18 protein-coding genes, 2 tRNA genes and 1 pseudogene are annotated in these 26355 nt (G+C 43.6%); 7 read left to right on the forward strand and 14 right to left on the reverse strand.

What is annotated here, in order from left to right:
* Nucleotides 1-2: 2 nt before the first annotated feature.
* The 4 genes and pseudogenes from MTX11_RS04200 to MTX11_RS04215 form a co-directional block, all read right to left on the reverse strand.
* Nucleotides 3-76 (reverse strand) — tRNA-Asp (locus tag MTX11_RS04200).
* A 28-nt stretch (nt 77-104) separates the two neighbouring features.
* A tRNA-Val gene (locus MTX11_RS04205) sits at nt 105-180 on the reverse strand.
* A 514-nt stretch (nt 181-694) separates the two neighbouring features.
* The gene (gene elsL / locus MTX11_RS04210; protein ID WP_243474441.1) at nt 695-1207 is read right to left on the reverse strand and encodes a cell wall-recycling L,D-carboxypeptidase ElsL; all 513 of its coding nucleotides are present in this window, start codon (nt 1205-1207) and stop codon (nt 695-697) included.
* 125 nt (nt 1208-1332) lie between these two features.
* Nucleotides 1333-1686, reverse strand: a pseudogene (locus tag MTX11_RS04215) (YbaN family protein); the annotation flags it as partial.
* 87 nt (nt 1687-1773) lie between these two features.
* Here MTX11_RS04215 and MTX11_RS04220 point away from each other — a divergent pair.
* The 3 genes from MTX11_RS04220 (at nt 1774) to dapE (ending at nt 4172) form a co-directional block, all read left to right on the forward strand.
* Nucleotides 1774-2649, forward strand: a complete 876-nt coding sequence (locus MTX11_RS04220) for a DUF1853 family protein (protein ID WP_243474443.1) — start codon at nt 1774-1776, stop codon at nt 2647-2649.
* A 112-nt stretch (nt 2650-2761) separates the two neighbouring features.
* Nucleotides 2762-2914, forward strand: a complete 153-nt coding sequence (locus MTX11_RS04225) for an entericidin A/B family lipoprotein (RefSeq protein ID WP_004280704.1) — start codon at nt 2762-2764, stop codon at nt 2912-2914.
* A gap of 121 nt (nt 2915-3035) precedes the next feature.
* Nucleotides 3036-4172, forward strand: a complete 1137-nt coding sequence (gene dapE / locus MTX11_RS04230; RefSeq protein WP_005106258.1) for a succinyl-diaminopimelate desuccinylase — start codon at nt 3036-3038, stop codon at nt 4170-4172.
* Between the two features lie 65 nt (nt 4173-4237).
* On the opposite strand, the gene MTX11_RS04235 is transcribed toward dapE, so the two are convergent.
* The 6 genes from MTX11_RS04235 to pilG all read right to left on the reverse strand — a co-directional run bounded on the left by MTX11_RS04235 (nt 4238) and on the right by pilG (nt 12757).
* Nucleotides 4238-4696, reverse strand: coding sequence for a hypothetical protein (locus MTX11_RS04235; RefSeq protein ID WP_243474444.1), 459 nt, complete (start codon nt 4694-4696; stop codon nt 4238-4240).
* Nucleotides 4697-4699: 3 nt separating this feature from the next.
* Nucleotides 4700-9151 carry a hybrid sensor histidine kinase/response regulator gene (locus MTX11_RS04240; protein ID WP_243474445.1) on the reverse strand — a complete coding sequence of 1484 codons (4452 nt, stop codon included), beginning with the start codon at nt 9149-9151 and terminating at the stop codon, nt 4700-4702.
* A 167-nt stretch (nt 9152-9318) separates the two neighbouring features.
* Nucleotides 9319-11391, reverse strand: coding sequence for a methyl-accepting chemotaxis protein (locus MTX11_RS04245; RefSeq protein WP_005106253.1), 2073 nt, complete (start codon nt 11389-11391; stop codon nt 9319-9321).
* A gap of 46 nt (nt 11392-11437) precedes the next feature.
* On the reverse strand, nt 11438-11974 hold the full coding sequence (locus MTX11_RS04250) for a chemotaxis protein CheW (RefSeq protein ID WP_004280709.1): 537 nt from the start codon (nt 11972-11974) through the stop codon (nt 11438-11440).
* A gap of 5 nt (nt 11975-11979) precedes the next feature.
* Nucleotides 11980-12348: a response regulator gene (locus tag MTX11_RS04255; RefSeq protein WP_004280710.1), complete on the reverse strand. Its 369-nt coding sequence runs from the start codon at nt 12346-12348 to the stop codon at nt 11980-11982.
* A gap of 25 nt (nt 12349-12373) precedes the next feature.
* Nucleotides 12374-12757 (reverse strand): twitching motility response regulator PilG, encoded by a 384-nt coding sequence (gene pilG, locus MTX11_RS04260; protein WP_004280711.1) that lies wholly within the window; start codon nt 12755-12757, stop codon nt 12374-12376.
* 286 nt (nt 12758-13043) lie between these two features.
* On the opposite strand from pilG, the gene MTX11_RS04265 reads away from it, so the two are divergent.
* From MTX11_RS04265 to MTX11_RS04280, 4 genes are all read left to right on the forward strand, one after another.
* Nucleotides 13044-13691: a hypothetical protein gene (locus tag MTX11_RS04265; protein ID WP_219310132.1), complete on the forward strand. Its 648-nt coding sequence runs from the start codon at nt 13044-13046 to the stop codon at nt 13689-13691.
* A 51-nt stretch (nt 13692-13742) separates the two neighbouring features.
* Entirely contained in the window at nt 13743-14870 is a 1128-nt protein-coding gene (locus MTX11_RS04270; protein WP_243474446.1) for an efflux RND transporter periplasmic adaptor subunit, read from the forward strand.
* A 24-nt stretch (nt 14871-14894) separates the two neighbouring features.
* Nucleotides 14895-18002 carry an efflux RND transporter permease subunit gene (locus tag MTX11_RS04275; protein WP_243474447.1) on the forward strand — a complete coding sequence of 1036 codons (3108 nt, stop codon included), beginning with the start codon at nt 14895-14897 and terminating at the stop codon, nt 18000-18002.
* A gap of 96 nt (nt 18003-18098) precedes the next feature.
* Nucleotides 18099-19817, forward strand: coding sequence for a proline--tRNA ligase (locus MTX11_RS04280; RefSeq protein ID WP_243474448.1), 1719 nt, complete (start codon nt 18099-18101; stop codon nt 19815-19817).
* A gap of 53 nt (nt 19818-19870) precedes the next feature.
* Here MTX11_RS04280 and MTX11_RS04285 read toward each other — a convergent pair whose 3' ends face one another.
* From MTX11_RS04285 to MTX11_RS04300, 4 genes are read right to left on the reverse strand one after another with little or no spacing between them, the layout of a single operon-like run.
* On the reverse strand, nt 19871-21154 hold the full coding sequence (locus MTX11_RS04285) for a hypothetical protein (protein ID WP_005106243.1): 1284 nt from the start codon (nt 21152-21154) through the stop codon (nt 19871-19873).
* Nucleotides 21155-21171: 17 nt separating this feature from the next.
* Nucleotides 21172-23457 carry a hypothetical protein gene (locus MTX11_RS04290; protein WP_243474449.1) on the reverse strand — a complete coding sequence of 762 codons (2286 nt, stop codon included), beginning with the start codon at nt 23455-23457 and terminating at the stop codon, nt 21172-21174.
* Nucleotides 23458-23490: 33 nt separating this feature from the next.
* Nucleotides 23491-24213, reverse strand: a complete 723-nt coding sequence (locus tag MTX11_RS04295) for a hypothetical protein (RefSeq protein ID WP_243474450.1) — start codon at nt 24211-24213, stop codon at nt 23491-23493.
* 12 nt (nt 24214-24225) lie between these two features.
* Entirely contained in the window at nt 24226-26241 is a 2016-nt protein-coding gene (locus MTX11_RS04300) for a hypothetical protein (RefSeq protein WP_243474451.1), read from the reverse strand.
* Nucleotides 26242-26355: the final 114 nt, after the last annotated feature.

Genomic DNA, 26355 nt, shown 5'->3' on the forward strand with positions numbered 1-26355 from the left:
GGCGCAGCGGACGGGGCTCGAACCCGCGACCCCCGGCGTGACAGGCCGGTATTCTAACCAACTGAACTACCGCTGCAACTATAAGGTCTCAACATGAAAGAGCTTGGTGGGCGCTGACGGGATCGAACCGCCGACATTCTGCTTGTAAGGCAGACGCTCTACCAACTGAGCTAAGCGCCCTTTCTAAACGTCTATCATCGTTTGATGGGTGCATTATAGAGAATCTGCACAGCCTGTCAAACGCTTTTCGGAATGTTTTCCACTTTTTAGGTGTGAGTGATTAAAAAATAGGTTGTTTGTTAAAAAAAACAACACTTTTTGTTTATTTTTTAAGTCTCTACCGAAATTTTTTAATTTTCAGAATGAAAATAGAAGCGAAATTTTGTGTTTTACCCTGCCAGGTTTCAGTCTTAACCATACGATGTATTGCAATTCTGATTAAGGATTATACAAAGCTTTAAAATACTCGACGTTGTGTTCATGTAATCTTTCAACTGTCATTTATTTTTATTCAGAAAATGCCAGTAAATCTAAGCTTCAAATAATCATTTAACCTATTCCATGCGATAAAAATACCATCTGGATCAGATTAATCAATCTTTTCTGCTGTCTCCACCAAGCAGATTCAGTCCATAAAAACAAAACCATTTTCACATAATCTTAAAATCTAACTTTTATTCGCTTTTCGAAATATTTAGTTTTCCAGATCTAATGACTGTTCTGAGATATAAACCAGTGCATTCTCACTAATCAGATCAAATAATTCAGCGACCTCTGGATTACGCATACGGATACAGCCGTGCGACAGCGGCTCTCCCATCTTTTCAGTTTCTGGTGTGCCATGAATATAGATATAACGCTGATAGGTATCGCAGCCCTCGCCTTGATTAAAACCTGCCTCAAGGCCACTCAGCCATAAAATGCGCGTCAGAATCCAGTCACGCTGCGGAAATTCCGCTGCCAATTGGGGATTATAAATTTCACCCGTCGCCTGACGTGCGACAAATACACTATTTAAGGGAGCATTCTGACCAAACTTTTCAGCAATCTTGTGCCAGCCACGAGGAGTCTTGCCACTATTTTCAGTTTCACCAATGCCATTTTTGCCACTGGAAATCAGATATTGCTTGTTTAGATTGGGCAGATACAGTTTTTGTTGGGCAAGATCAATCAGGATATCAGCTTGATCCAGATGCAAGGTATTCATGACTTGTTATTCTCAGACTCTATTTTATTTGGCTCTATAGGGTTTAACTGGCTCTCTGCAGATGGCGCTGTCGGTATATCTGTCTTTTCTGGGCCGACTGTATTTTGCTGAATAATGATCTGATTCGGTTCAGGGCGTCGCCATAACCAGATCGCGACGATCAGCATCGTAATATTGGTAAAGGCTTTTACGGCCAAGGGTGCCGTAGTAAACAGCATGATGATCCCGCTGATCAGCATCATGATACTGGCCAGCCATTTGGCCTTACGCGGTACAGTACCATGCGCGCGCCAATCTCTTAAGGTTGGACCATATTTGGGATGATTCAATAACCACTCATCCATTTGCGGCCAGCCTTTGGATGCTGCCCAGGCCGCCAGAATCAAAAAGACCGTTGTTGGCATACCCGGCAGGATTGCACCGATAAAGCCCAGGATCACAAACAGCACCACCAGACTTCGCCAAAACAACACTTTCATACATCAACCCTAGCCGCAGAATTCAGGTAGTATAAAGCGTTTTCCGATACTGTCCGTTGTATTTCTGCACTTTTCACAGGTTGTACTATGCCCTTTTCCAATTTAAACCAAAATCTTGTAGAAGCCTGGCAACGTTATCAACATCCTTTGGTGCGGCAACTAGCATTCGCTGTCGGCAGTCCGAATATCCTGTCCGGTATTCCGGATGAACTTGAACTCATACATCGTTTTGAACTGCATGACAGCCAGACCTGGCAGCAACATCTTAGCCGTTATCATCCACGCCTGGAATTTCTTGATCAGCATCCAGAAGAATTAATCGAATTTGTACAGCAACTGAAAAGTACGCGTTTAGGGCTGCGCTTCGAAATGCTGGTCTGGTTCTGGTTGCTCGATGATGCTTACCATCCCTATCGGCTGCTTGGTCACAGTCTGCAAAAAATTGAGGGTGCCAAGACCTTGGGCGAGCTGGATTTTCTGCTATTCAATACCGATACAGGACAGATTGAACATTGGGAAGTGGCATTGAAGTATTATCTGGCCGAAGCCGATTTTAGTCTGCCGCATTGGTATGGCCTGAACCGCACCGATACTTTAATCAGAAAAATGAAACATTTCACACAAAAACAATTCCAGTTTGATGAGGCTTTGCAGCATCCCATTCAAAGACGGTTTTGCGTCCTCAAGGGACAGCTGTATTTGCCTACACATCATGCTGATCAACCAATTCCCTCATGGATCAATACCGAGCGTCGTCTGGGCTTATGGGGACAGCATATTCCTGCTGCACAGCACGGTTTCTATCGTCTGCAACGACATGAATGGATTTATCCGCAAGCCCGGCCGAGCAGTTCAGCTGCGATCTGGTGGACGGATGGCCTCTATAAAAAGGTCGATAGCAATGACTTTTATATGTATCGCAATCCGGTGCTGATCCAGCATCCATCGCATAAGCCCCTATAAAGCATTACATTTATTAACCGAAGCACTATGAAAACCACATATTTTTTAGAGCGTATATTTTCTACTCTAAGTCCCACATCATAATAATTTTATTATTGATTATACGGAGATGATGATGAAAAAAATTCTTGCTGCTTCATTAATGATGGCTTTTGTATTGACTGGCTGTAACACCGTAAAAGGCATGGGCAAAGATGTGTCTAAAGCTGGTGATGCGGTAACCAATACTGCTGAAAAAACCTCTGACGAAATCCGTCAAAACTAGTTTTTTCCTAAACGCTCACAGAACCCTATCCCAGATAGGGTTTTTTTATATCAGTCGTTCACATTCAAGCCTATATTCGCCTATTATAGAGCCGAAAAAATTATCGACTGTTGAATACCGTATGAGCTCTTCCGCTACCCTCGATTTAAGCCTGCAACTATTACGTCAGCCTTCTGTCACACCGATTGATCATGACTGCCAGAACATCATGGCTGAACGTTTAAAGAAGATTGGTTTCAATATTGAATCCATGCGCTTTGAAGATGTAGATAATATCTGGGCACGCAAAGGCACAGAAGGTCCGGTCTTCTGTTTCGCTGGCCATACCGATGTCGTGCCAACAGGGAATCTGGATGCCTGGAACTCAGATCCTTTTTTACCAGAAATCCGTGAAGGCAAACTTTATGGTCGTGGCAGTGCTGACATGAAGACGGCTTTGGCAGCCATGGTAGTTGCAACAGAACGTTTTGTTGAAAAATATCCGAATCACAAAGGTTCGATTGCCTACCTGATTACTTCAGATGAAGAAGGTCCATCGATTAACGGCACGGTGAAAGTGATTGAAACACTGGAAGCGCGTAATGAGAAAATTACTTGGTGTCTGGTCGGTGAACCGTCAAGTACTAATAAACTGGGCGATATTGTCAAAAATGGCCGTCGTGGTTCATTAAATGCCAACCTTACAGTCAAAGGCAAACAGGGTCATGTGGCTTATCCGCATCTGGCCGTGAATCCGATTCATACCGCCTCTAAAGCGATTGCTGAACTGTGCGACACAGTCTGGGATCATGGCAACGAATATTTCCCGGCGACGACCTTCCAGATTTCCAATATCAATGCAGGTACAGGCGCAACCAATGTTGTTCCCGGCACCATGAACCTATTGTGCAACTGGCGTTATTCAACTGAAGTGACTGCCGAAGAACTTAAATCCCGTACACTGGAAATTCTGGATCGTCATGGTGTGGACTATGATGTTTCCTGGACTTTATCTGGCCTGCCTTTCCTGACCCCGGTCGGTGACCTGGTAAATGCAGCTAAAACCGCCATTCTGAATGTGACAGGGACTGAAACCGAACTCTCGACTTCGGGTGGCACCTCAGATGGCCGCTTTATTGCGCCTACAGGTGCACAAGTTCTGGAACTTGGCGTATTAAATGCCACGATTCATCAGATCAATGAACATGTCGATATTGCAGACCTAGAGCCACTGGCTGAAATTTATGAGCAGATCTTGGTCAACTTACTTGGGAATTAAATAAATAGATGACGTAATAAAAAAGGAACTCCATGAAGTTCCTTTTTTATATTTTATAGTTTGAATTACGGCCCGATTGCAGCCTGAATATTCGTCATATTCGGAATATGGAACAGCTGTTCGTTCATGCGCACATATTGAAAGATGGCAGGATCATTCACCGGCTGATCGACATCGACCACTTCGGAAATACGAATCCGGATGGTTTTCGGCATTTCATTGCACATCAAGGCAAAGCGCTGAGTGATTTCATCACCCTCAATCACCAGTGCCACTCCATTTTGACGTAAAGGATCATTCACTGCATAAACTGGCAATTGTGCTTCATGCCACTCCACTGTCTTAACCTGCGTATTGCTATCCAGTGCTGACAGGACAATATTTTGTGGCAATAGCATCGGATCTTTGCCATGACAGTCAATAATATAGGCATCAATAAATCCGGTCGATACCGTAATCAGATGCTGAAGTTCCTGCTGGCTAATCTGATCAGCCATTTTGCTGTTCGAATTGGTCTGACTCATATATTACCCCTGTTTTTCAGCAATCAGTTGCTGGATATTGGCCAGCAGCTCCGCTTCCTGGAACGGTTTACCCATATAGTGCGTTACGCCCAAGCTGAATGCACGTTCACGATGCTTCTCACCGGTACGTGAGGTAATCATGATAATCGGCAAGTCACGGTGAATATCATGGTGACGAACCAGATTGGTCACTTCGAAACCGTCCATGCGCGGCATTTCGATATCCAGCAACATCAGATCCGGTCTGACGTTTTCAAGCTGCTCGATCGCATCCACACCATCTTTGGCAGTCACAATATCATAGCCTTGACGTTCAAGCAGACGCGACGTCACTTTACGTACAGTTACCGAGTCATCGACAATCATTACCAGACGACGTGCATTGGAATTACGCGAACCATCACGCTGATCATTCAGCTGTTTGACACGCTGTGTCGCCTGAATCTGGCGGGCAACATTCTGTCCATCGAGAATCAGACAGACCTGACCATCACCCAGAATCGTGGCACCGGCCACCACCCCGACGTTGGCAAACTGCTGTCCAATCGGTTTTACTACAATCTGCGCTCGTGAACCGACCAGCTGATCGACCAGTAAGGCAATGGTCTGACCACTATTTCCTTTGATCAACAGCACCGGCAATGAATGCCCAACATTATTCAGACGTGGAATCGGCTGGTTGCCCACAAACTCAGACAGATAGCGCAATTTGTAATTTTCGCCATCGATCTTGAAATAGTCATCTTTACTGTTGAAATAACTTTCCAATGTAGTCGGCGCAATACGTACAATTCGGTCAATCTGCGCCAGTGAAATCGCATATTGCTGATCGCCCACTTTCACCATCAAGGCATCGCTGACCGCTACGGTGGTCGGAACGCGGATCGTAAAGACCGTGCCCTTGCCCAGTTCCGAGCTCACTGACACATGACCGCCCAGTGATTTGATCTCGCTTTGTACCACGTCCAGACCGACACCACGACCAGAAATCTGGGTCACTGCTTTCGCGGTACTGAAACCAGGATGGAAGATAAATTGCAGGATTTCTTCCTGATCGATGGCTTGATCCGCTTTGATCAGATCCAGACTCAGGGCTTTTTCACGAATCTTCTCTGCATCAATCCCCTTACCATCATCACTAAAGGACACGATTACATCGGTTCCCTGACGGCTGATGTTCAAGACAATAGAACCGACTTCCGGCTTGTTCAGTGCGATACGATCTGCAGTATCTTCCAGACCATGGTCAATCGCGTTACGCAGCATATGCTCAAATGGGGTGACCAGACGCTCGAGAATGTTACGATCCAGTTCACCTTCGGTATTCTGTACGATCAGTTCTGCAGGACGGTTCAAGGTGGTCGAGGTTTGACGCACGATACGCTGTAAACGCGGCAACATCCGATCAAATGGAACCAGACGGGTACGCATCAGGCTTTCCTGAATCTCGGCCTGAATACGGGATTGTTGCAATAACAGACCTTCAGTTTCGCGAATCTTGTCGGCCAGTGTACTCTTGAAGTCGACCAAATCTGATGCAGATTCTGCCAGTGATTTAGACAGCTGGTTGAGCGACGAATACTGGTCCATTTCCAGCGGGTCAAAGTCAGCATAGCGCGAGTTCTCTGAACCGTGTTTGGCAATAATCTGTGATTCCAGCTCGCCTTCCATTCGACGTAACTGATCAGCAAGACGTTTGATCGCCAATTCCATCTCGTTCAAGGTATTGCCTAGCTGACCCAGGTCCATCTCGATACGCGAACGGTTAATCGAGTTCTCACCGGACAGGTCAATCATCTTCTCGACCAGATCAGCAGAGATACGGATCATCTCGTTATTACTATCGCTGGTACCGCTATTCGCCCATTCACCCATCATCTGTGGCGGTTCAGTACCATCACCTTCAACAAAGCCGAAGTCTGTGCTGACTACAAGATTATCTGTTTTCGCCAGACGCTCAGGCAATTGCGCAGTAACGTCCACATAAGCAATCTTTTTCAGACTGCTGTGCAGCGGCTCAAAGCCGCTATAGTCGCGCTGGAAAATCGCCTGTCTTAACCAGACCAGCGTTTTCTGCAATAAGCCATCATAGGCATTCGAGTTAAATTGATAGACCGCAAACTGTTCGAAAGTCGTTTCCAGCTCATAGGCAATACTGGCCACTTCTTCAACATCAATCATACGTGCGCCACCCTTGATACTATGGGCGGCACGCTGTAATTGCAGCAATAAACTACGGTCACTACGCTGATCAAACCATTGATTGAGGAGCTTCTCGGCATTCGCCAGAATCTCTTCGGATTCTTCCAGGAAAGACTCTTCAACAATGGATTTCAGTTCGTCTTCTTCAGAACGTTCTACTGGTGTGTCTTCAATAGCCTCAGAAGACTCAGAGATTTCCAGTAATTCTTCAGCTTCAGCCAGATCAGTTGCAGGCTGTTCAGTCGTTGCTGACACTTCAAGTTGCGGTTCAGGAATTGATGTCGCTTCGACCTCTACAACTTTAGCTACAGTGTTCGCGCTCTCCACAGCAGCAACAGCTTGTCCAGAAACCAGCGCCTGAATATTTTGCAGAATCGCAATCGCTTCTGGTGCAGGATAATCAATACCGTCTTCCCGAATAGATTGAATACGATCGGAAACGTTGTCCTGTACCAGACGGATAATCTGGATTAAAGCAGGTGTCACGGCAATTTGCTGACGGATCACCCGCTCATAAATACTTTCTAGTTCATGCGCAATCAAACCGATATGCGATGCTGCGATCATGTTTGCACCACCTTTTAAGGTATGCAAATGACGCATCAGATTGTTCAGTGAGGTCGTATCATCCTGTTTTTTGCTCCAGGTATTTAGATCTTCATCAATGCCTGCCAGCAATTCATCCGCTTCTTCCAGGAAGATACTTAGTAATTCTTCATCAAAATCACGGTTGGTTTCAGCACTTTGCTGCTGCTGACGATCCGCAGCGATGCGTTGGCTCAAGCCAGCAAAATCGACACTGCCAGTCGCGACAGTTTCAGCCACCTGTGTGGCCTCTGAGCTTAGCTCAACATTCTGATTGGTATTATCTTCAGCAAATATTTCCAGATCCTGCTGCACAAATGCAGACAGTTCACTGAGTATTTTTTGAATTTCATCATTCAGAATGACGCGCTGTCCTGCGGCCAAGGTATCAAATAAATGAATAAATTCCTGATGCGCCTGTGCGAACAGTTCATAAGCATAATCGCTGTTTAGCAGCACTGGCTTTTCAAGCAGCGCATCATAAGCCGATTTCAGATCGGCAGTGAATTCATGAATTCCCTGCGCTGCCCGGCTTTCTGTATGTGCCAGCAATTCCGCAGCCTGCTGGCTGAGTGCCTGAATATATTCCGGATAATCGACTTGGGCGCGTTTATCAAATTCAAACTCGGCATCCAATAACAGATCAATATCCAGCTCAACCAGTTTGGACACCAAGCCTTGCGTCTGAATACTATTGGTTTCAGTAACTGCAAAGCCATAATCATTCCAGACACGCTCAAAGGTGGCATATACCGCATCCAGTTTTGCAGTGTTGCCCTGACGTAGCAAATGCAGATAGTCACTGACAAACTCGGCATACTGAATCAGTAAAGCAGTTTCTTTTGAGGTTGAGACAATTTCATCTTGCAGCAGGGTTTTGAACAGATGCTCTACTTTAGAGCTGGCCTCAAAAATCTGGTCAATCTGCGCCATGGATGAACTGCCGCGCAAGGTATGAATCGCACGAATTAGCGCATTATAATCTTGTGATTTTTCATCTTCAGTGCGAAGGAAGGTGGCAATCGTTTCCAGATGCTCTTCTGCTTCTTCAATAAAGATCGCCACAGTTTCTTCGATATCACTGCGAACCGGTACTTCTACTGGCGCTATTGTTAGCTCAACTTCACTTGGCTCATTGTCTGCAAGCTCAAGACCTGTCATCTGACCTTCAGCGGTCAAATGATCTGCCAATGCCAGTAATTCTTCCAATGCAGGTTCAGGCGAAATTTGTTGTTGTAATTGTTGTCCCAACAGCACCATTGGACGCAGATCGAGATCCAATTGCTGTACATGTTTGAATTTTGGATATAAAGCATATTGATAGACATTCAGTACCGCTTGGGCAAATTTCTGTACCGTCGGTGTTAGCTGAATCGAACCGGACAAAACCCGGTTTAAGGTATCTTCAACCGCCCAGGCCATTTCCCCTGCCGATTTTGCCCCGACCATGCGGCCTGAACCTTTCAGGGTGTGAAAATGGCGGCGAATGGTCTTCAGATTTTCTTGATGATCTGGATTGCTCAACCATTCTGGAAATAAAGCATTTAACTCAACGAAGATCTCTTCGATTTCCTCAACAAAAATTTCAAGAATTTCTGCATCTTGGTCAAGATAACTATCTTCAGGAAGCGTTGTCGTTTCAACTAAATTTTTTAATATTTCTTTCATAGCTCATGCTTCTTACGTTATGCCGCCAAGAAGGGCGCTCAAACTTAATTGTGACCGTCACGCGATACCTAACGTATGAAGTTAAGTACATCTTGTCGAGGCTTTATCTGTATTTTCTGAATGTGTCTCAACCGCGGTCAAGACACATTTCCCCATCATGTCTGACTTTATTCTGGTAGTTTAAAGTCAGATACAGATTCACGTAATGCATCGGCCATGTTTGCCAGTTCAGATACTGAACGTGCTGTATCGAAGGTTGCACTGGTGGTTTGCGAGGTAATTTCCTGTACGACATTCATCGTGGTCGCAATATGACCTGCAGATGCTGACTGCAGTTTCGCAGCATCAGAAATGTTCGCAATCAGTTTCGCAAGGTTGTTCGATACTGTTTGAATCTCATCTAGTGCTACACCGGCATCTTTAGACAAGTTCGCACCACGTACAACTTCCGATGTAGTTTGTTCCATCGAAATAACGGCTTCGTTCGTATCCGTTTGAATGGTTTTTACCAGGCCTTCAATCTGCTTCGTTGCAGAAGCTGAACGTTCCGCAAGACGCTGTACTTCATCGGCTACGACCGCGAAACCACGACCTGCTTCACCGGCCATCGATGCCTGAATTGCTGCGTTTAATGCCAGGATGTTCGTCTGGTCAGCAATATCGTTAATCAAGGCTACGATGTTACCAATTTCCTGAGAAGATTCACCCAAACGTTTAATACGTTTTGAAGTTTCCTGAATCTGTTCACGAATCGTGTCCATACCCTCAATCGAGCGATGTACGACATCCGCACCGTTTGCAGCAATTTGTACTGAACGCTCTGCTACCACCGCTGATTCATCGGCGTTGGCAGATACCTGGTCAATCGACAGTGCCATTTCGTTAATCGCTGCAGAAGCACCAGCAATTTCTTGTGCCTGATGCTCAGATGCTTCAGCTAACTGGTTGGTAATGCTTTGTGTAGTTGCAGTATATTGCGCAACTTCTTGTGAAGTTTCAGTAATACGCGATACCAGGTCACGTAACTGGTCAATCGCAAAGTTAATCGAGTCGGCAATTGCACCAGTAAAGTCTTCAGATACTGTTGCATATGAACGCAAGTCACCGTCTGCAAGATCGGCGATCTCATCCAGTAAACGTAAAATCGCATTCTGGTTACGGTCATATTCTTCTTGTAAACGGCCTACACGCTGCTTATCCGACAAGCCACGCAGAGAAAGTAACTTGAATACACACAGCAAGAAACCGACTAATAATGCGATCAGAAGGACTGCCGGAACAACCGTTTTAAGACCTGAGTTACCCGATAATTTATTCAGGTTGTCCAAAAGCACATCAGATTGAGAAAAAATAGATGCGGCTGCCTGACGAACTTTTACGATCTGTGTAGAGTTTTTCAGAATAATCGCTGATGCAGATTCCAGTACGTCATCATATTCAGCCTTGATGCCTTCCAGAGATTCACGCAGGGTTGGATCAGCAATACGCTGTACACCCAGTTCAGCAGAACCATTTAACTGTGCATTCAGATAAGAACCAAAAGTTTCGGTATCGGCACTGAAGTCATCCGCAGATTCACGTGAACCATCATTACCTGTCAGTACCAAACTGATTGAACGTAAGATACGTTCTGCAATGAATACCTGGTTTTTGGCAATAACCACCTGGTTCGATGGCATATCTTGACGTGCCATCTGGTCGACCATCAAGTTATATTCCGCCTGAATCCCCGGAATCGCTTCACCAATCGCGATGTTGGTGTCGTATAACTGGTTAATAATCTTTTGTTGCGAGGTAATCAGATCAATACTGCTGGATACTTCTGTCCACTGTTTATCAACAGCTTGCAAAGCATCATTGTTAGAGTGAATACTTTTAACTGTCTCAAGGTTTTCAGCAAAAGCTTTTTGCGAATCAGTCAGGTTCTTCATGGCCTCAGGCGTACCCGAAGCTGTCGCTTCAGTCGCTTGGCGCGAAATCGTTTGTGAGAGGAGACGCAAATCACCCAGACTTTGAGTGAGTTCATTGGTACGTGGAACACTATAAAAAAGATACAATAAAGTGATCAGTGCGGCTAAAAGACAGCCTGCTGCTCCATAGATCAGCGGTTTTGATTTCTCACTATCACCGAAGACACGTGATAACTGATCTACTTGCGTTTGAATCTTAGCTAAAAAAGCATTACCGCCTTTGCGGCCAGTGCTCTCACCTGTATTTTTCTTTTTAAGTTTAAAGCCCATGCAGCCTCTCCCCGGTTGACGCCTTGCTTAGTTTCGAGCGCGACATTTAATTTATAAATTTTATAGATGCGTTCATAAATTTTGGATTTTGCAACAGACGACTGAATAAAAACACATGCCACTGCTGGTTGTGCTGATGGAAAAACCCCTGACAATATTCTTGTAAGTTTTTATCCAATTCAGATTTCTTCGAAAAGAAACTTTTCTTATTGAAATGTTGTATACCCAAAACTTGATCTACGACCAAACCCACATACTGGTCATTATGGTTGATACATAATACTTTTTGAGTCGGTGAAAATTGACTGCTTTGCCCTGATACGTACTGCGTCAGATCAGAAACCGATAACAGTCTTCCCCGGATATTCGCCAGACCCAACACCCATGCTTGCGTCTTGGGTACCGGCGTATATTCTGGGGGATAAATCACTTCTGATACTTCCCCCAGCGGGGCAACAAAATATTGCCCCATCATCTCAAAAGCAATGCCCGACCATCGGTTAACTTCATTGCCATTGGAAACGTAGTTTTTATTCCCCCGTTTCGCAATGCGAAGCAATTCGATAAATCCATTTGCTGCCATAGAGCTTATCCTGCATTGAGGTGCTGCTTAATTACATCTATTAATTGTTTTTCATCGACTGGTTTTGTTAGATAATCCGCTGCGCCTTGACGCTTGCCCCATACACGGTCAGTGGCCTGATCCTTAGTACTCACAATCACGATTGGAATATGTTTGGTCGTTGCACCACGTGCAATCTGGCGGGTCGCCTGAAAACCATTCACGCCCGGCATAACCACATCCATCAGGACTAGGTCCGGCAATTCTGCCTGTGCCATGGTGACGCCATCTGCGCCATTGGCTGCTTCAATCACCTCAAAGCCGTGTTTAGAAAGAATCTCTCTAAAGCGAAAAGTTTCTGTCGGTGAGTCATCCACAATTAGGATACGTGCCATGCCAATTCCCCAAAAAAATCAAATATTAAGCACTAATATGGTTACGGATTGCATTGAGCAATTCATCTTTACTAAAAGGTTTAGTCAGGTATTCATCTGAACCCACGACACGACCTTTGGCCTGATCAAATAAGCCATCTTTACTCGATAGCATAATCACAGGAATATTCTGGTAATTCTGAGAGTTTTTGATTAAGGCGCAGGTTTGATAACCATCCAGGCGCGGCATCATAATATCTACAAAAACGATATCTGGATTTGCTTCGGCAATTTTTGACAAAGCCTCAAAACCGTCTACTGCAGTAATGACCTCATAACCTTCGCGTTGAAGAAGAGTTTCCGCAGTACGACGAATGGTCTTTGAGTCATCAATAACCATAATTTTTAGATTTTGGAATTTATCGTCCATTTGTTTAACCCTTCCCATTTTAGAAACTATATGCCATAAGGCTCATAGGATTATTTTATTACGATCGATAAACATTTTTAACATAAAGTCACTTGTATTATCAATGAACATTTTCCACACAAGTAGACAAAATCATTTATTTTTAATAACAGCTTCACATTTTCTTATCGTTATTGGTTTTTTTTTGACTAACGGTAGTTTTTTATTGATAAATTTAAGTCTAATATAACAAGATTATTACTTTAAAATAAGTAATTTAGTCAACTTTAAATTCGGGGAGCCAATGATGAGTCAGTTTTTAAGAAAACTTGCTGTCATTGATAAAAATAAAATGACTGGTCAATTCATTGTTGTTGTGCTGCTACTGTTACAGGTGAGCTTAACGTGTGCGAGTAGTAACCAACTCCCGCAAAAAGCCACTTGGTATCGTTATTATGACAGCAAGGGTGTGGCCAATATCAGTACTAATGTCACGCCAAATCATATCCGTTATGGCTATGAAGCACTTGACCAGAATATGCAGGTGATTAAGCGTGCCCGTCCTTATAATGCCGAAGCGGATATCAGGCAAGCGCCACAACGTGCCAAGCAGGCGCAGCGAATTGCCGAAGATCATAAACTCAAGCGTGCTTATAACAATAGCCAGACCGCTTTACAGAAAAAGAATGACAGCCTGGTCCAGTTAAAAAAACAGATTGATTTTCAGCAAGAACAAATGAAGCAACTGCAAAAAGATCGGGTCATGTTTGTGCGTCAGGAACGTGAATATTTACGTAAAGGTAAAACCCCACCGGCACACCTGAAAACAACATTAGACAATAACCAGAAAAATCTCGCTTCCCAGAAAGAAAATATTCAATCTTTACAAAGTCGCTATCGAAATCTGGAAGCAGAATACGACAAAATTATCGCCCGTTTAAAAGCACTTGAATAAATACAAATAGCTAGCCGTGGTTTTGATCCATAGCCAGCTAAAAGGACTCATATGCAAACTGCACCGCATTCTCATGATTTAAATATGCCTTCCCCGCGCTCTATCCTGATCATGAGTGCACTTTGCTTAAATATGTTTTTAGTGGCTTGTGATAAAAATGAACCCGTACAGCAAACCGAAACAGCCAAATCCATTGAAGTCATTCCTCAAGATCTAGTTGCAGTTCAATCTGGCAATTCAGTTCAAAAAACCGCATTCACCGGCACCATTCGTGCAGTCAATCAAAGCAGCATACAGTCACAGGTCTCTGCTACTGCCACCAGCGTAAACGCACAGGTAGGTCAAACAGTTGCCAAGGGACAAGTGCTGGTACGCCTGAATAATCAGGACAATGCAGCTCGTCTGGCACAGGCGCGTGCGAATCTGGCCTCAACTCAAGCGCAAGCCAATCAGGCGCACAACATGATGCAGCGTAAAAAGCGTCTGCTCGATCAGGGGTTTATTTCAAAAGTAGAATATGAACAAAGTCAGGTCGATTATCAGGCCCAGCTTGAAAATGTCCGCGCCCAGCAAGCCAATGTCGATATTGCCCAGAAAGCAGATCGTGATGGCACCATGACCAGTCCGATCAGTGGCGTGATTACGCAACGTCAGGTTGAACCGGGTCAAACCGTTGCCATTGGACAAACCCTGTTTGAAATTGTCGATCCGAAACGGCTGGAAATTCAAGCACGCGTACCTAGTGATCTGCAATCAGGTTTAAGACTGGGCAGTCAGGTCGAATACAACATTCAAGGTAATCCAAATCGGCTCACTGCCGTAATTAGCCGGATTTCCCCGATCGCAGATCAGGCCAGTCGCCAGATCGAATTCTTTGCCACGCCGAATGAAACCATTCCTTCGCTAAGTATCGGCTCCTTCGTTGAAGGCAACATTCTGAGTTCACAACAGATTTCTGGCCAGCTGATTCCATTAGATACTATTCAAGACATTCAGAATAAACCTTATGTCTGGATAATACGCCAGAATAAAATTATCAAAGTCAATGTTCAGGTACTAGAACAGCGTTATAGCGACAACATTGCCGTGGTTCAAGGACTGGAGAGCAGCGATCAGGTCAGCCGGGTTAAGTTTAGCGAAGCCGATCTGCAAAAAACTGTCACCCTTAGCGCCAACTAAAACCATTCATACAGGATCATTGACATGTGGTTTACCCGAATTAGTGTGAAGTATCCGGTTTTCACCATCATGATGATGTTCTGTTTGATGGTACTGGGACTGGCTTCCTGGCAGCGGATGGGCGTTGAAGAATTTCCTGATGTCGATTTCCCTTTTGTGGTGATCTATACCAACTATCCGGGCGCTTCTCCGGAAACGGTTGAATCGGAAATCACCAAGAAACTCGAAGATCAGATCAATACCATTTCCGGTTTGAAACAGGTGATTTCCCAGTCCAGTGAAGGCCTGTCCATCATCACCACTGAATTTAATCTGGATGTGACATCTACCACAGCAGCTCAGGACGTGCGGGATAAAATCGCTTCTGTAACTGCTGAATTTCGTGATGAGATTCAGGAGCCGATTGTAGAACGTTATGACCCGACGGCGAATGCGGTAATGTCGATCGTATTTGAATCCGACAATATGGATGTGAAAGCGCTCAGTTCCTATCTGGATCAGCGAATTGTGCCACAATTGCGTACAGTCCCGGGCGTCGGAACGGTCAACCTGCTGGGTGATGCGCAGCGCCAGATCCGGATTCAGGTGGAACCACAAAAACTACAAGCCTTTGGCATTGGTGTGGACAGTGTGATTAACACCTTAAAGGCCGAGAATATTGAAGTCCCGGGGGGGACGCTTAAATCGGGTAATTCGGAACTGGTCATTGAAATCAATTCCAAAGTACTGCATCCCCTCGCCTTCGGCGATCTGGTTATTGCCAATAAAAACGGCGTACCGATTTTCCTCAGACAAGTGGCCAATATTCAAGACAGTCAGGCAGAGCTGGAATCGGCTGCCTTTTTGAATGGTAAAACCGCGGTGGCAATTGATATTTTGCGCAGTTCAGATGCAAACGTCATTGAAGTAGTCGACAAGAGCTATGCAGCTTTAGAAAGTATTGAGGCGCAGCTTCCACAAGGTACCACTTTACAAGTGGTGGTGGACTCCTCCAAAAGTATCCGCGGCACCATTGGTGATGTAGCCCGAACCATTATTGAAGGTGCGGTACTGGCTGTGCTGATTGTCCTACTGTTCCTGGGTTCTTTCCGCTCCACAGTAATCACCGGTTTAACCCTACCAATTGCTCTCTTGGGCACGCTGACCTTTATCTGGGCCTTTGGCTTTAGCATCAATATGATGACTTTACTGGCGCTGTCCTTGAGTATTGGTCTGTTGATCGATGATGCAATTGTGGTGCGTGAAAATATTGTCCGGCATACCGACATGGGCAAAGATCACGTGACTGCTGCACTCGATGGCACCAAAGAAATTGGTTTAGCTGTTCTGGCCACAACACTGACCATTGTTGCCGTATTTCTGCCTGTGGCCTTTATGGGCGGAATTATTGGTCGTTTCTTCTACCAGTTTGGGGTCACGGTAAGTATGGCCGTTCTGATCTCGATGTTTGTCAGCTTTACCCTGGATCCGATGCTCTCTGCACACTGGGCAGAAAAGAAAAAAGATCCGAATAAAAAACCAGGTCGGGTGAAACGTTTCTTTAGCTGGATCTCCGGCAAGCTGGATAACTTAAGCCATGTCTATGAAAAATTATTAAAACTGGCATTGCGCTTCAGATTGATTACCCTAATGATTGCTGTGGCTTCATTATTTGGTGCCTTGGGTTTATCCAAACTGATCGGCACCGAATTTGTACCGGTCCCGGATAAAGGCGAAATCCGGATCAAGTTTGAAACACCGGTCGATTCATCACTTGAATATTCACAAGCCAAACTGCAGCAGGTGGATCAAATTATTCGTCAACATCCGGAGGTCAAAGCCACCTATGGGGTGATTAATGGCGCAACCGATCGCGGTAAAAACCATGTCAGTTTACGGGTGACTGTAACTCCACGTACCGAACGTGAAAAGACCCTGAATGACCTGAATAATGAATTCCGCCAGCATCTGCAATCGATAGCCGGAATCAGCATTACCTCGGTGGCATCCGCCGATGAAACCGTTTCAGGTGGCCAGAAGCCGATCATGATCTCGATCAAAGGCCCGGATCTGGATGAACTGCAAAAAATTTCCGATCGTTTTATGACGGAAATGGCGAAGATTAATGGCATTGTCGATCTGGAAACTTCATTAAAAGAACCCAAGCCGACGCTTGGTGTACAGATTAATCGCGTCTTGGCCAGTGATTTAGGTTTATCGGTCAATCAGATTGCCAATGTGGTGCGTCCGCTGATTGCCGGTGATGATGTCACGACCTGGCAGGATGAAAAAGGTGAAACCTATGATGTGAATCTGCGCCTGACCGAAGACCAGCGCAGCTTGCCTAGCGATTTACAGAATATGTATATCACCTCAAATAAAACCGATGCCAATAATCAACCAATTCTGGTTCCGCTTTCGAGCGTGGCCAAATTTGAAGAAAAACTCGGTGCCTCGCAGATTAATCGACGTGATCTGGCACGTGAAGTTCTGGTCGAGGCCAATACTTCAGGACGTCCTGCAGGCGACATCGGGACGGATATCAGCCGCTTGCAAGAAAATTTCGATATGCCACCGGGTTATAGTTTCGACACTCAAGGCTCCAATGCCGACATGGCAGAATCCGCAGGTTATGCACTGACTGCGATTACCCTGTCGATTGTCTTTATCTATATTGTGCTCGGTTCGCAGTTCAACAGTTTTATTCATCCTGCAGCAATTATGGCCTCACTGCCATTGTCGCTGATTGGCGTGTTTCTGGCCTTATTCCTGTTTAATTCCACCATGAATCTATTTTCGATTATCGGCATTATCATGCTGATGGGACTGGTGACCAAGAATGCGATTCTGCTGATCGACTTCATCAAGAAGGCCATGGACCGCGGTGAAGACCGTTATGATGCAATTATTGCCGCTGGTAAAACCCGTTTGCGTCCTATTCTGATGACCACCAGTGCCATGGTCATGGGCATGGTTCCACTTTCCCTAGGGCTAGGTGAAGGTGGCGAACAAAGTGCACCGATGGCGCATGCGGTGATTGGTGGCGTGATTACCTCTACCCTGCTGACCTTGGTGGTGGTGCCGGTGATCTTTACTTACCTGGATGACTTTAAGAATTTTATACTGCGTCAGGCACGTAAAATCATGGCATAATTTAATGCAACACAATGAGGTGACATTCCCAAATGCTCACCTCATTTTTTATTGTATAATCCCTGCTTTAACGCTTAATTTTTTAGGACAGTTTCCATGCGCGCGAGTCGCTTTTTATTTGCAACGTTAAGAGAAACCCCGAACGATGCTGAGGTTATTTCCCATCAGCTGATGCTTCGTGCCGGTATGATTCGTAAGTTGGCTTCAGGTCTATACACCTGGTTGCCGATGGGCGTTCGCGTATTAAATAAAGTTGAAGCGATCGTTCGCGAAGAAATGGACAAAGTCGGTTCACTTCAAGTCTATATGCCGGTGACTCAACCTGCGTCTTTGTGGGAAGAATCAGGTCGTTATGTACAATACGGTCCTGAACTTTTACGCTTCAACGACCGCCATGGCAACCCATTTGTTCTCGGTCCGACGCATGAAGAAGTGATCACTGACCTTGCACGTAACGAATTAAAAAGCTACAAGCAACTGCCTGCAAACTTCTACCAGGTACAAACCAAATTCCGTGACGAAATTCGTCCACGTTTTGGCGTAATGCGTTCACGTGAATTCATCATGAAAGATGCCTACTCTTTCCATGCTAACCAGGAATCACTGCAACAAACCTACGACGACATGTATGCAGCCTACTGCAAAATCTTCACCCGTCTTGGTTTAGATTTCCGTCCGGTTCAAGCAGATACCGGTTCAATCGGTGGTTCAGGTTCTCACGAATTCCACGTGCTGGCTTCAAGCGGTGAAGATGATATCGCCTTCTCGACTGAATCTGACTATGCAGCCAATATTGAAATGGCAGAAGCAGTACTTGTCGGTGAGCGTGCGGCACCTACACAAGAACTCAAACTGGTAGATACACCAAATCAAAAAACCATTGCAGATGTATCAGCATTCTTGGGTACCAATCCTGCTCATTCAGTAAAAGCCTTATTGGTTCAAGGTGTTGCGACTGAAGAAGGTCAAGATGTACCTGTGGTTGCATTATTCCTTCGTGGCGATCACGAACTGAATGAAATTAAAGCTGAAAAACATCCTTTAATTGCTGCGCCTTTGACATTTGCTACTGAAGAACAACTGCAAGCCCTTGGCTTAACTGCTGGCTTTGTCGGTCCTCAAGGTCTGGTCGAAAAAGGTATCACCGTCATTGTTGATCGTGCAGCATCGGTATTGTCTGACTTTGTTGCAGGTGCAAATGCAGCAGATCAACACGCAACAGGTGTAAACTGGGAACGTGATGCGCAGTTCACTGAAGTTTATGACCTACGTAACGTGGTTGAAGGCGATCCATCTCCAGATGGTAAAGGTACGCTTCAAATCAAACGTGGTATCGAAGTGGGGCATATCTTCCAGTTGGGTCAAAAATACTCTGAAGCTTTAGGTTGTAAAGTCTTGGGTGAAGATGGCAAACCATTCACTGTAACAATGGGGTGTTATGGTATTGGTGTAACACGTGTGGTGGCCTCTGCAATCGAGCAGAACTTTGATGAGAAGGGCATTATCTGGCCAACTGCCATTGCACCGTTTGAAGTTGCCATTGTGCCGATGAATGCACACAAATCTCCACGAACTATGGAAGCTGCGGAAGCACTCTATGCTGAATTACAAGCTGCAGGTTTTGACGTGTTACTCGATGACCGTAATGAACGTCCGGGCGTGAAATTCTCTGATCTTGAGCTTACAGGCATTCCACACCGTATTGTGATCGGTGAAAAAGGTTTAGATGCAGGTACTTTTGAATATAAAGGCCGCCGCGATGCTGAATCAGTAAATATTTCGAAAGAAGAATTATTGGCAAAAATTGCTAAATAATTTTGCTTTCTTATAAAAAATCCCGCCTAATGCGGGATTTTTTATAACTAAACTTAGCAGAATTTATGTCCACCAAAGCAGTTCGGTTTAAAGTTCTGGCCTTGTAAAGTTAAATTAGTAAGAGGGAAATCAAGTAGCGCAGGATTTTTAATTTCCTTTACATCAAGTGCACTTCCTAGCACACAACCAAAAACCAGACTTCCACAATCTCGCACATTAGTGGTTAAATCATGGTTAATTCCTGCAATAGTTTGCTTTAAAACAGCATCTGAAATTGGCACACTATATGAAGGTGAAATACTTCCTAAATCCACTTCATCTTCCATTGCCAGCCACCACCCTTGTTTTGCCGCGACTGCTGCACCAGGCCATAAAATGCTTTGGGATTGCAAGGAGAGTGAAGCTGGATTATTTAAATATAAAGCATGAATAAGTCCGAGATTTTGTTTAACGGTAATGTCTGTCTGTAGCCCGGTTAAGTAGCCTGTAATATCTTTATCTAATTTTAATGCTCCATCCAATAATTCTGCTTTTAATGGTCCTTTAAAATCAATACGACCTACTGTCCCTGTCCCTTTTAGTACAACTTCTTTCATTCTTGTTCCTGACACTATCGTAGCAGGAATAGTAAAAGGTGCTGTTGTAGAATTTAACTGGAAAGCATAATTGCTAGATGTGTAATGTAAATCCAGAGGTAATGGTTGACCTAATATAGTGCCTTTTACCGTACCCTCAATATTCATTCCAGTTGCAGCATAATCCATGACACGAGGAGCGGTTGTTGCAACTCCTGATGAAGATTTTGTTTTCATATAACCACTGAAACTGTTAATACCATTTGGTGTAGCACTATTTTCTGTCCCCATTGTCAATAGACCTGAAATCTTTTCCGCACTTAAACGGAAACCTAAAACTTCACGTGTAGATGCCTGATTTGGATTTTTTATGGCAAATTGTACAAATGGATTAGTAATCAGAGCTGAAGTCGCGGCACGATCCGCGCCATTCGTAGGATTACCACTTAAGGCAATATGATCAATATCAATATCACAGCCGGTTGCACCATTAACACCGCCACACCCGAGTTGTAGCTTTTTTATATTGGCATTAATTTCCATCTCGGCTTCCAAGCCTAATTTATAAAATGAGATATTACTCTGGTCATAAGTAGCTCCTAGATTATCCATCTGGTTAAATCCAGACTGAACCTCCATTGACAATAAAGCCTGCCCATTGACTTCTGAGAGCTCTTGGTCTTCCAATGAAGTTAATGCAGATACCTGACCACTTAGGCCCATCATAGCTACCACTAGACTTTTTAATATTATTTTTTTCATTTTTCTCATCCTGATTTTTAGCGTGGTGTGATTCCCATCGTGCTACGTATGGTTCCACCCGTCAGTGCAATACTTGCCATGTTTTGCATATTGCCATTGGTCGCCATGGCAAAATTGGTCTTAAATGGTGTTGCAATATTATTTTCATAATTGAGTTTGACCTGATTATCCAAAGTCACTGTATCTGCACTGACACGAACTTTTGCTTTGACACCCAAATGACCTTCCATCCGGTTAAAGTTAATTGACGAAGTTTTTAATACCCCCGTTGAGTCAATATCTTCATTGGCAATACTAAAATAGCTGCCCAAATTATCTTTGTTTGCAGTTTCTTCTGCGGTAAGGGGTCTAAACTTAAAGTTTGCATCAAATGACAGGAAGTTGGTATCTGGTGAACCGCTGGTTGGGTCTATACCAGGAATAATCAGGAGCTCACCATTTCCATCAAGTTTAAAAGCAATATTCGTCAGGACATCATCACGTTTAGAAAAATTATCGTGAGGCACATAGCTCCCGCATTTAGCGATCGATGCATTGGTACAATTATATTTAGATCCTGGTAATTGACCAATCGCAAGCTCAGCTTTGGCTCCAATCAGCAGCTTATCAGCGCGAATATAAATACCTTCATCTTTATAACTAATAATCCCTTCTGACTTGATCAAAGCATCGATATTCCTAAAACCAGCATAATAGTTAACAGCCTCACCATGATCGCCATTCTTGCCATCAATCAATATAATCGAGGTTGTGCTTGGTAAACCGGTTTTCTTGTCAATTCCATAGCCTTCTGTAGATGCCATAATGTTATAAGCAATTGCTTGCTTATTGTCTGTTCCATAAGTCGTTCCAGACAACGCAACATTGGCATTTAAATTATAAATAGGAATACCGATTCCCCATGAACCACCATCGCCACCAATTTCCGCCAAAGAGTTATCTGATATAAAACGTGCTTTCGCAGCAATAGACTGAAAATCCATTCCACGTACGGCGATATAAGCAAAATCTTCTCCATTCGTGGTGGTACTGAGTGTCTGTTTAAGTACAGTGCTACTACTACCTAAAGTCTTTTGCATATTTTCATTGATTATGAAATCGAGACTTTTTGCAGTAATGGTATTTATATATATATTTCCAAAGTCGATATAAGCATTTTTACCATGTAAGGCACCGGCAGCCGTACGTGTAGTCAATGGTCTGAGCTTGGAAAATTGCACCGCATGGCTTCCCTTACCGGTATGACCAATCTCAAGTGTTGTAGGTGCCATAGTTGCTGGAAGCCCGGTACTATTAGCACCTGTAAAATCTGCAGACAAGCCTAGATTTAACCCACCTTCTCCGACCAGGCCACTGTAACCTGTTGCAGCTTTGTCCTGACGTTCTAGTACACCATTCACCTTGTTACTAACATCAAAAGTACCTATCTGGGTTTGATCGGCACTCATGGATAATCTTGCGTTAGTGACTGCACCCGAAGCCCCTAAACGCATAATATTTTTACGTTCATTATTTGGCGTGTTATAACGCAAGTCAATATTAACCCCTGGATTGGTCGGATTAACCCGGTCAGCCGTGATATCAGTAATATCTTCAGCACGCTTTAGATCCACATAATGATCTTGACTGCCATTTCGTGTGGTCAGTACCACGCCTTCATCCGGGTCAATGTACATATATCCTTGACCCGCGAAGTTAAAGTTAAAGTCATTCAAAATCAGACTATTTTCACCTAATTTATGACTAATCGTGGCATTTTTAAGTTGAAAATCGATACTGGCAATTGAATCTTTATTAAATAGACCTGCACTGGTTTGTAATAGCACACTAAGCGGTGTAGAGGTACTAATCCCTAATGCCCCCAAACTTTGATTAGATTGAGTACCCGCAGTCCGAATACTATTCGCAGATTGACTACATGGATTGGTCGTACACGCGATCTTTACCAATTTTAAATCTGCAGTGGCTTGAAAGGGTGAAACACTTGCAGCTAGCCGAAGTCCTGCCCCTTGTGAAGTGGCACCTACATCTATTTCAAGTTGACTAATGATTGGTTTATTATCTTTTCCAATAATCTCAACATTATGTAGACCTAAGCCCATTTTAGTATTGGCAGTTGGATTTGGATCATACCAATTGGCTTGAGCAATACTGGCTTTAGAGATTTCATGAGTAATCACCATACCATCTTGTCCAGTGACTTCACTCAATTCCTGCTCTTCAATAGTTTCAAGTGCATAACCTTGTTGTATAAGACACATGCATACCGTTAGCAATTTCAACTTTATTGTTGTTTTTTTCATTTTTATATCCTTATGCTGTACTTGACGTTGTTACTAACAACGACTTTGTGCTCCACCTGTACAGTTATAACCAAATATTTTCAAATTGCCTGACGTATGCAGATTTCCATGAACGTTCAACCCCATAAATCCTTTTTCAGCACCTTTATCAAATGAAGGAACATCTTGGGGCGCGGTTGTATAAGTTCCATCGGCATTATAGGTACGCCCTGTATACGTACTATAAACACCTGTATTGGCATAACCTTCCAAGGCGCCAGCACCTGTACCCGTTTCAATGGAAACTGTATTAAAGCCTAAATTACGGATCTTTAAAGGCTGGTGATCATAAAAGGTAATTTGCATCGCCGTTTGTGGTTCATTACGATGATTAATGATGGTTGTTCCATCGATCGAAAACTTATCAATCTGAATCGTGCCTTGAATGCCTTTAAAGACTAACCACTTTTTATTTCCATTGGCATCGACATGGTTATTCGGCGCTATTGCCAGACGGCAAAATTGTTTTGTTGCTCCACAAGCGGTGGGATCTAGAACATAAAATACTTCTAGCGGGTTGCCACTTCCATCAAGCCGAGAAATTTTATCTTTACTTAAATCTGTCGCATAAACATGGTTTAAAGATAAAGTCCAGTTAAGATCAGCTCCACCCTGCCCCACTGTATTGGTTAGTGCTTGCTGATCAAGGGCTTCCAATCCGGCAAGACTGGCCATAGAAGTACATAATAATGCACAGAGTGTTGCTAATTTGGACATTCTTATACTCCCTTAAAGACCAGTTGTTCTAATTTTCAGATGCTGAATCAGGACACCATCAATGACAGCAGATCCAAAATTCTTACTTACACCCTCAGTATTTTTAAATACGATTCCTGTTGAATTCACACCATCCTTGGCACGCAGCATATTTGTTCCTGAGATACGCTCTGTAGTCCCTATTGAGATACTACTGTGAGTCGCATTACGCCCTTGATAAAGTGCGGTGGTATCTGACACATTATTTTTAATCGGTGTACCACAACTATAGACATTACAGGTCGAACCCTTTAAATCTGTTGTACCCAATCCGCCCCCATAATTTTGATAAATTTGATTATAAATAGCAGGAATATTGGGAATACGTGTCACTTCTAAAATAATATTATTGCCTTCTGAACCGACAACGAAAGGCTGGTACATATTACCAAGCACCAAGTTAATATTTGGACTATAGAGATATAAACCCTCAGAATCATGAAATATAGGAGCATCACTTCCATTCAAGGCCGGGGTTGGAACATTACCATCAAGTGCATCTGTTTTTGCTGCGGTACTGAGACGAATACCTTTACTGTTAAGATTACTATCGCTACTGCTTAGAGTTTCTGGTCGATCATTGGTATTCAGACGAACAATACTCGCCATACCCAATGTTTGGCTGTAATTCTTATTGTCAGATTCTAAGGTTTGAAATAACCGAACTTGCGAGCCATTAAAACTCAGACCATTGGCAACAAATTGGGTTCTTAATCGGTAATCCGTATCAAGTCCTGATATTGGCCCACCTGTTATAGGATCTACAGCATTCGAGGAGTTAAGCTCACGTGCAAAAATATCACTCCAGAAGCCCAGCTTGATATTATTATCACTTTCAACCCCTGCGATTGGACTTAATGGGGCTTCCAAAGCAATATAGCCTACATCTTTAGCAGCGTCCTTAAACTGTTTGACGTTTTCAGTTCCTGCCCGAAATAACCAGGGATTATCTGCTGATCCCCAGCTGAAACCCTGATTACTGTATCGTGTGCTTAAAGAACCATCACTTTTCGATAATGCCAGACCATAAATAAATACATCGGCTTTAGTTCTTAAAGTGCTCACAGAAATTTTAGCAGCTTCAGTTTTAGCAGCATGATCTGCTCTAGCAATGATTTCAGCCATAGCAGCACTATCTGCATCTTTCATCATTTCAGCTAAAGCAGCTTCAAATTTTTTATCATAATCTGCTTTAATTAATGCAAGAATTCTTGCATCTACAATTGCTCCAATAATATTTTCCCTAGTACCAGACGTACTCCATTCAGTTGCAGGAATTGATTTCGTCGCATCCTTACCATAAAGAAGGTCAATCATTTCCAATGCATTTGTTTTTGCCTTATTATTTAAATCAATTAGATTCCCCGGTGAGTGATCAAACATTGTTGTGCCATCATCGACTAGACTATATTGAATTAAAGCGGGTTTACCGGCTCCATTATAATAATCATCACGACGTTGTTCATAATAGGCTTTCATAAAGTCGGTATTATAATAATAATCAACTAATTCTTGCTTAAATGCGTCCCGGTTTGTTTGTGTATCATGAGTATTCTTAATCGTATTATAGTTATTATTATAAAAATCAGTTTTTAACGTATCAAAGGCTTGCTGATACTCAGTTGCATAATTCTGCGTTCTTTCAACATGAAAAGTATTATCATATGTAGATTTATAAACTTTGTCGTATACACGCTGCCCAAGTTGGTTGTAATTTTCACCCGTCGGAATAATACGAATAAATCCTGTATCTGCTTTTCCAGGATCAGGAATCTTCCGCTCATAACTCGAGCCAGCCGAGAGATCGTTAGGGCCTTGAAACACCATTTTAAAATCATCAAGTACCAGCGCAACACCCTCACCTGTGGTGTCAGAAAGAGAAGAATCTGATAATTCCTGCATCGCATGTGCAGAAGGCAACAGGCTGAAACCGATTGTCATCGCCAAATAACTTTTGCGAAATTTAAATATATCTTTTATCTGAGTCATCTCACTCTTTCCTTTTTATTCGATGCTCCGCACCTTATGCTTCAGCTTCCCAGCCGCCAATCTTTGCTTTTTTATAATGCATTGCATCTTTTTTATGGTTATGCGGAATCCATT

The sequence above is a fragment of the Acinetobacter lwoffii genome (genome assembly GCF_022809915.1).
Classification (GTDB): domain Bacteria; phylum Pseudomonadota; class Gammaproteobacteria; order Pseudomonadales; family Moraxellaceae; genus Acinetobacter; species Acinetobacter lwoffii_M.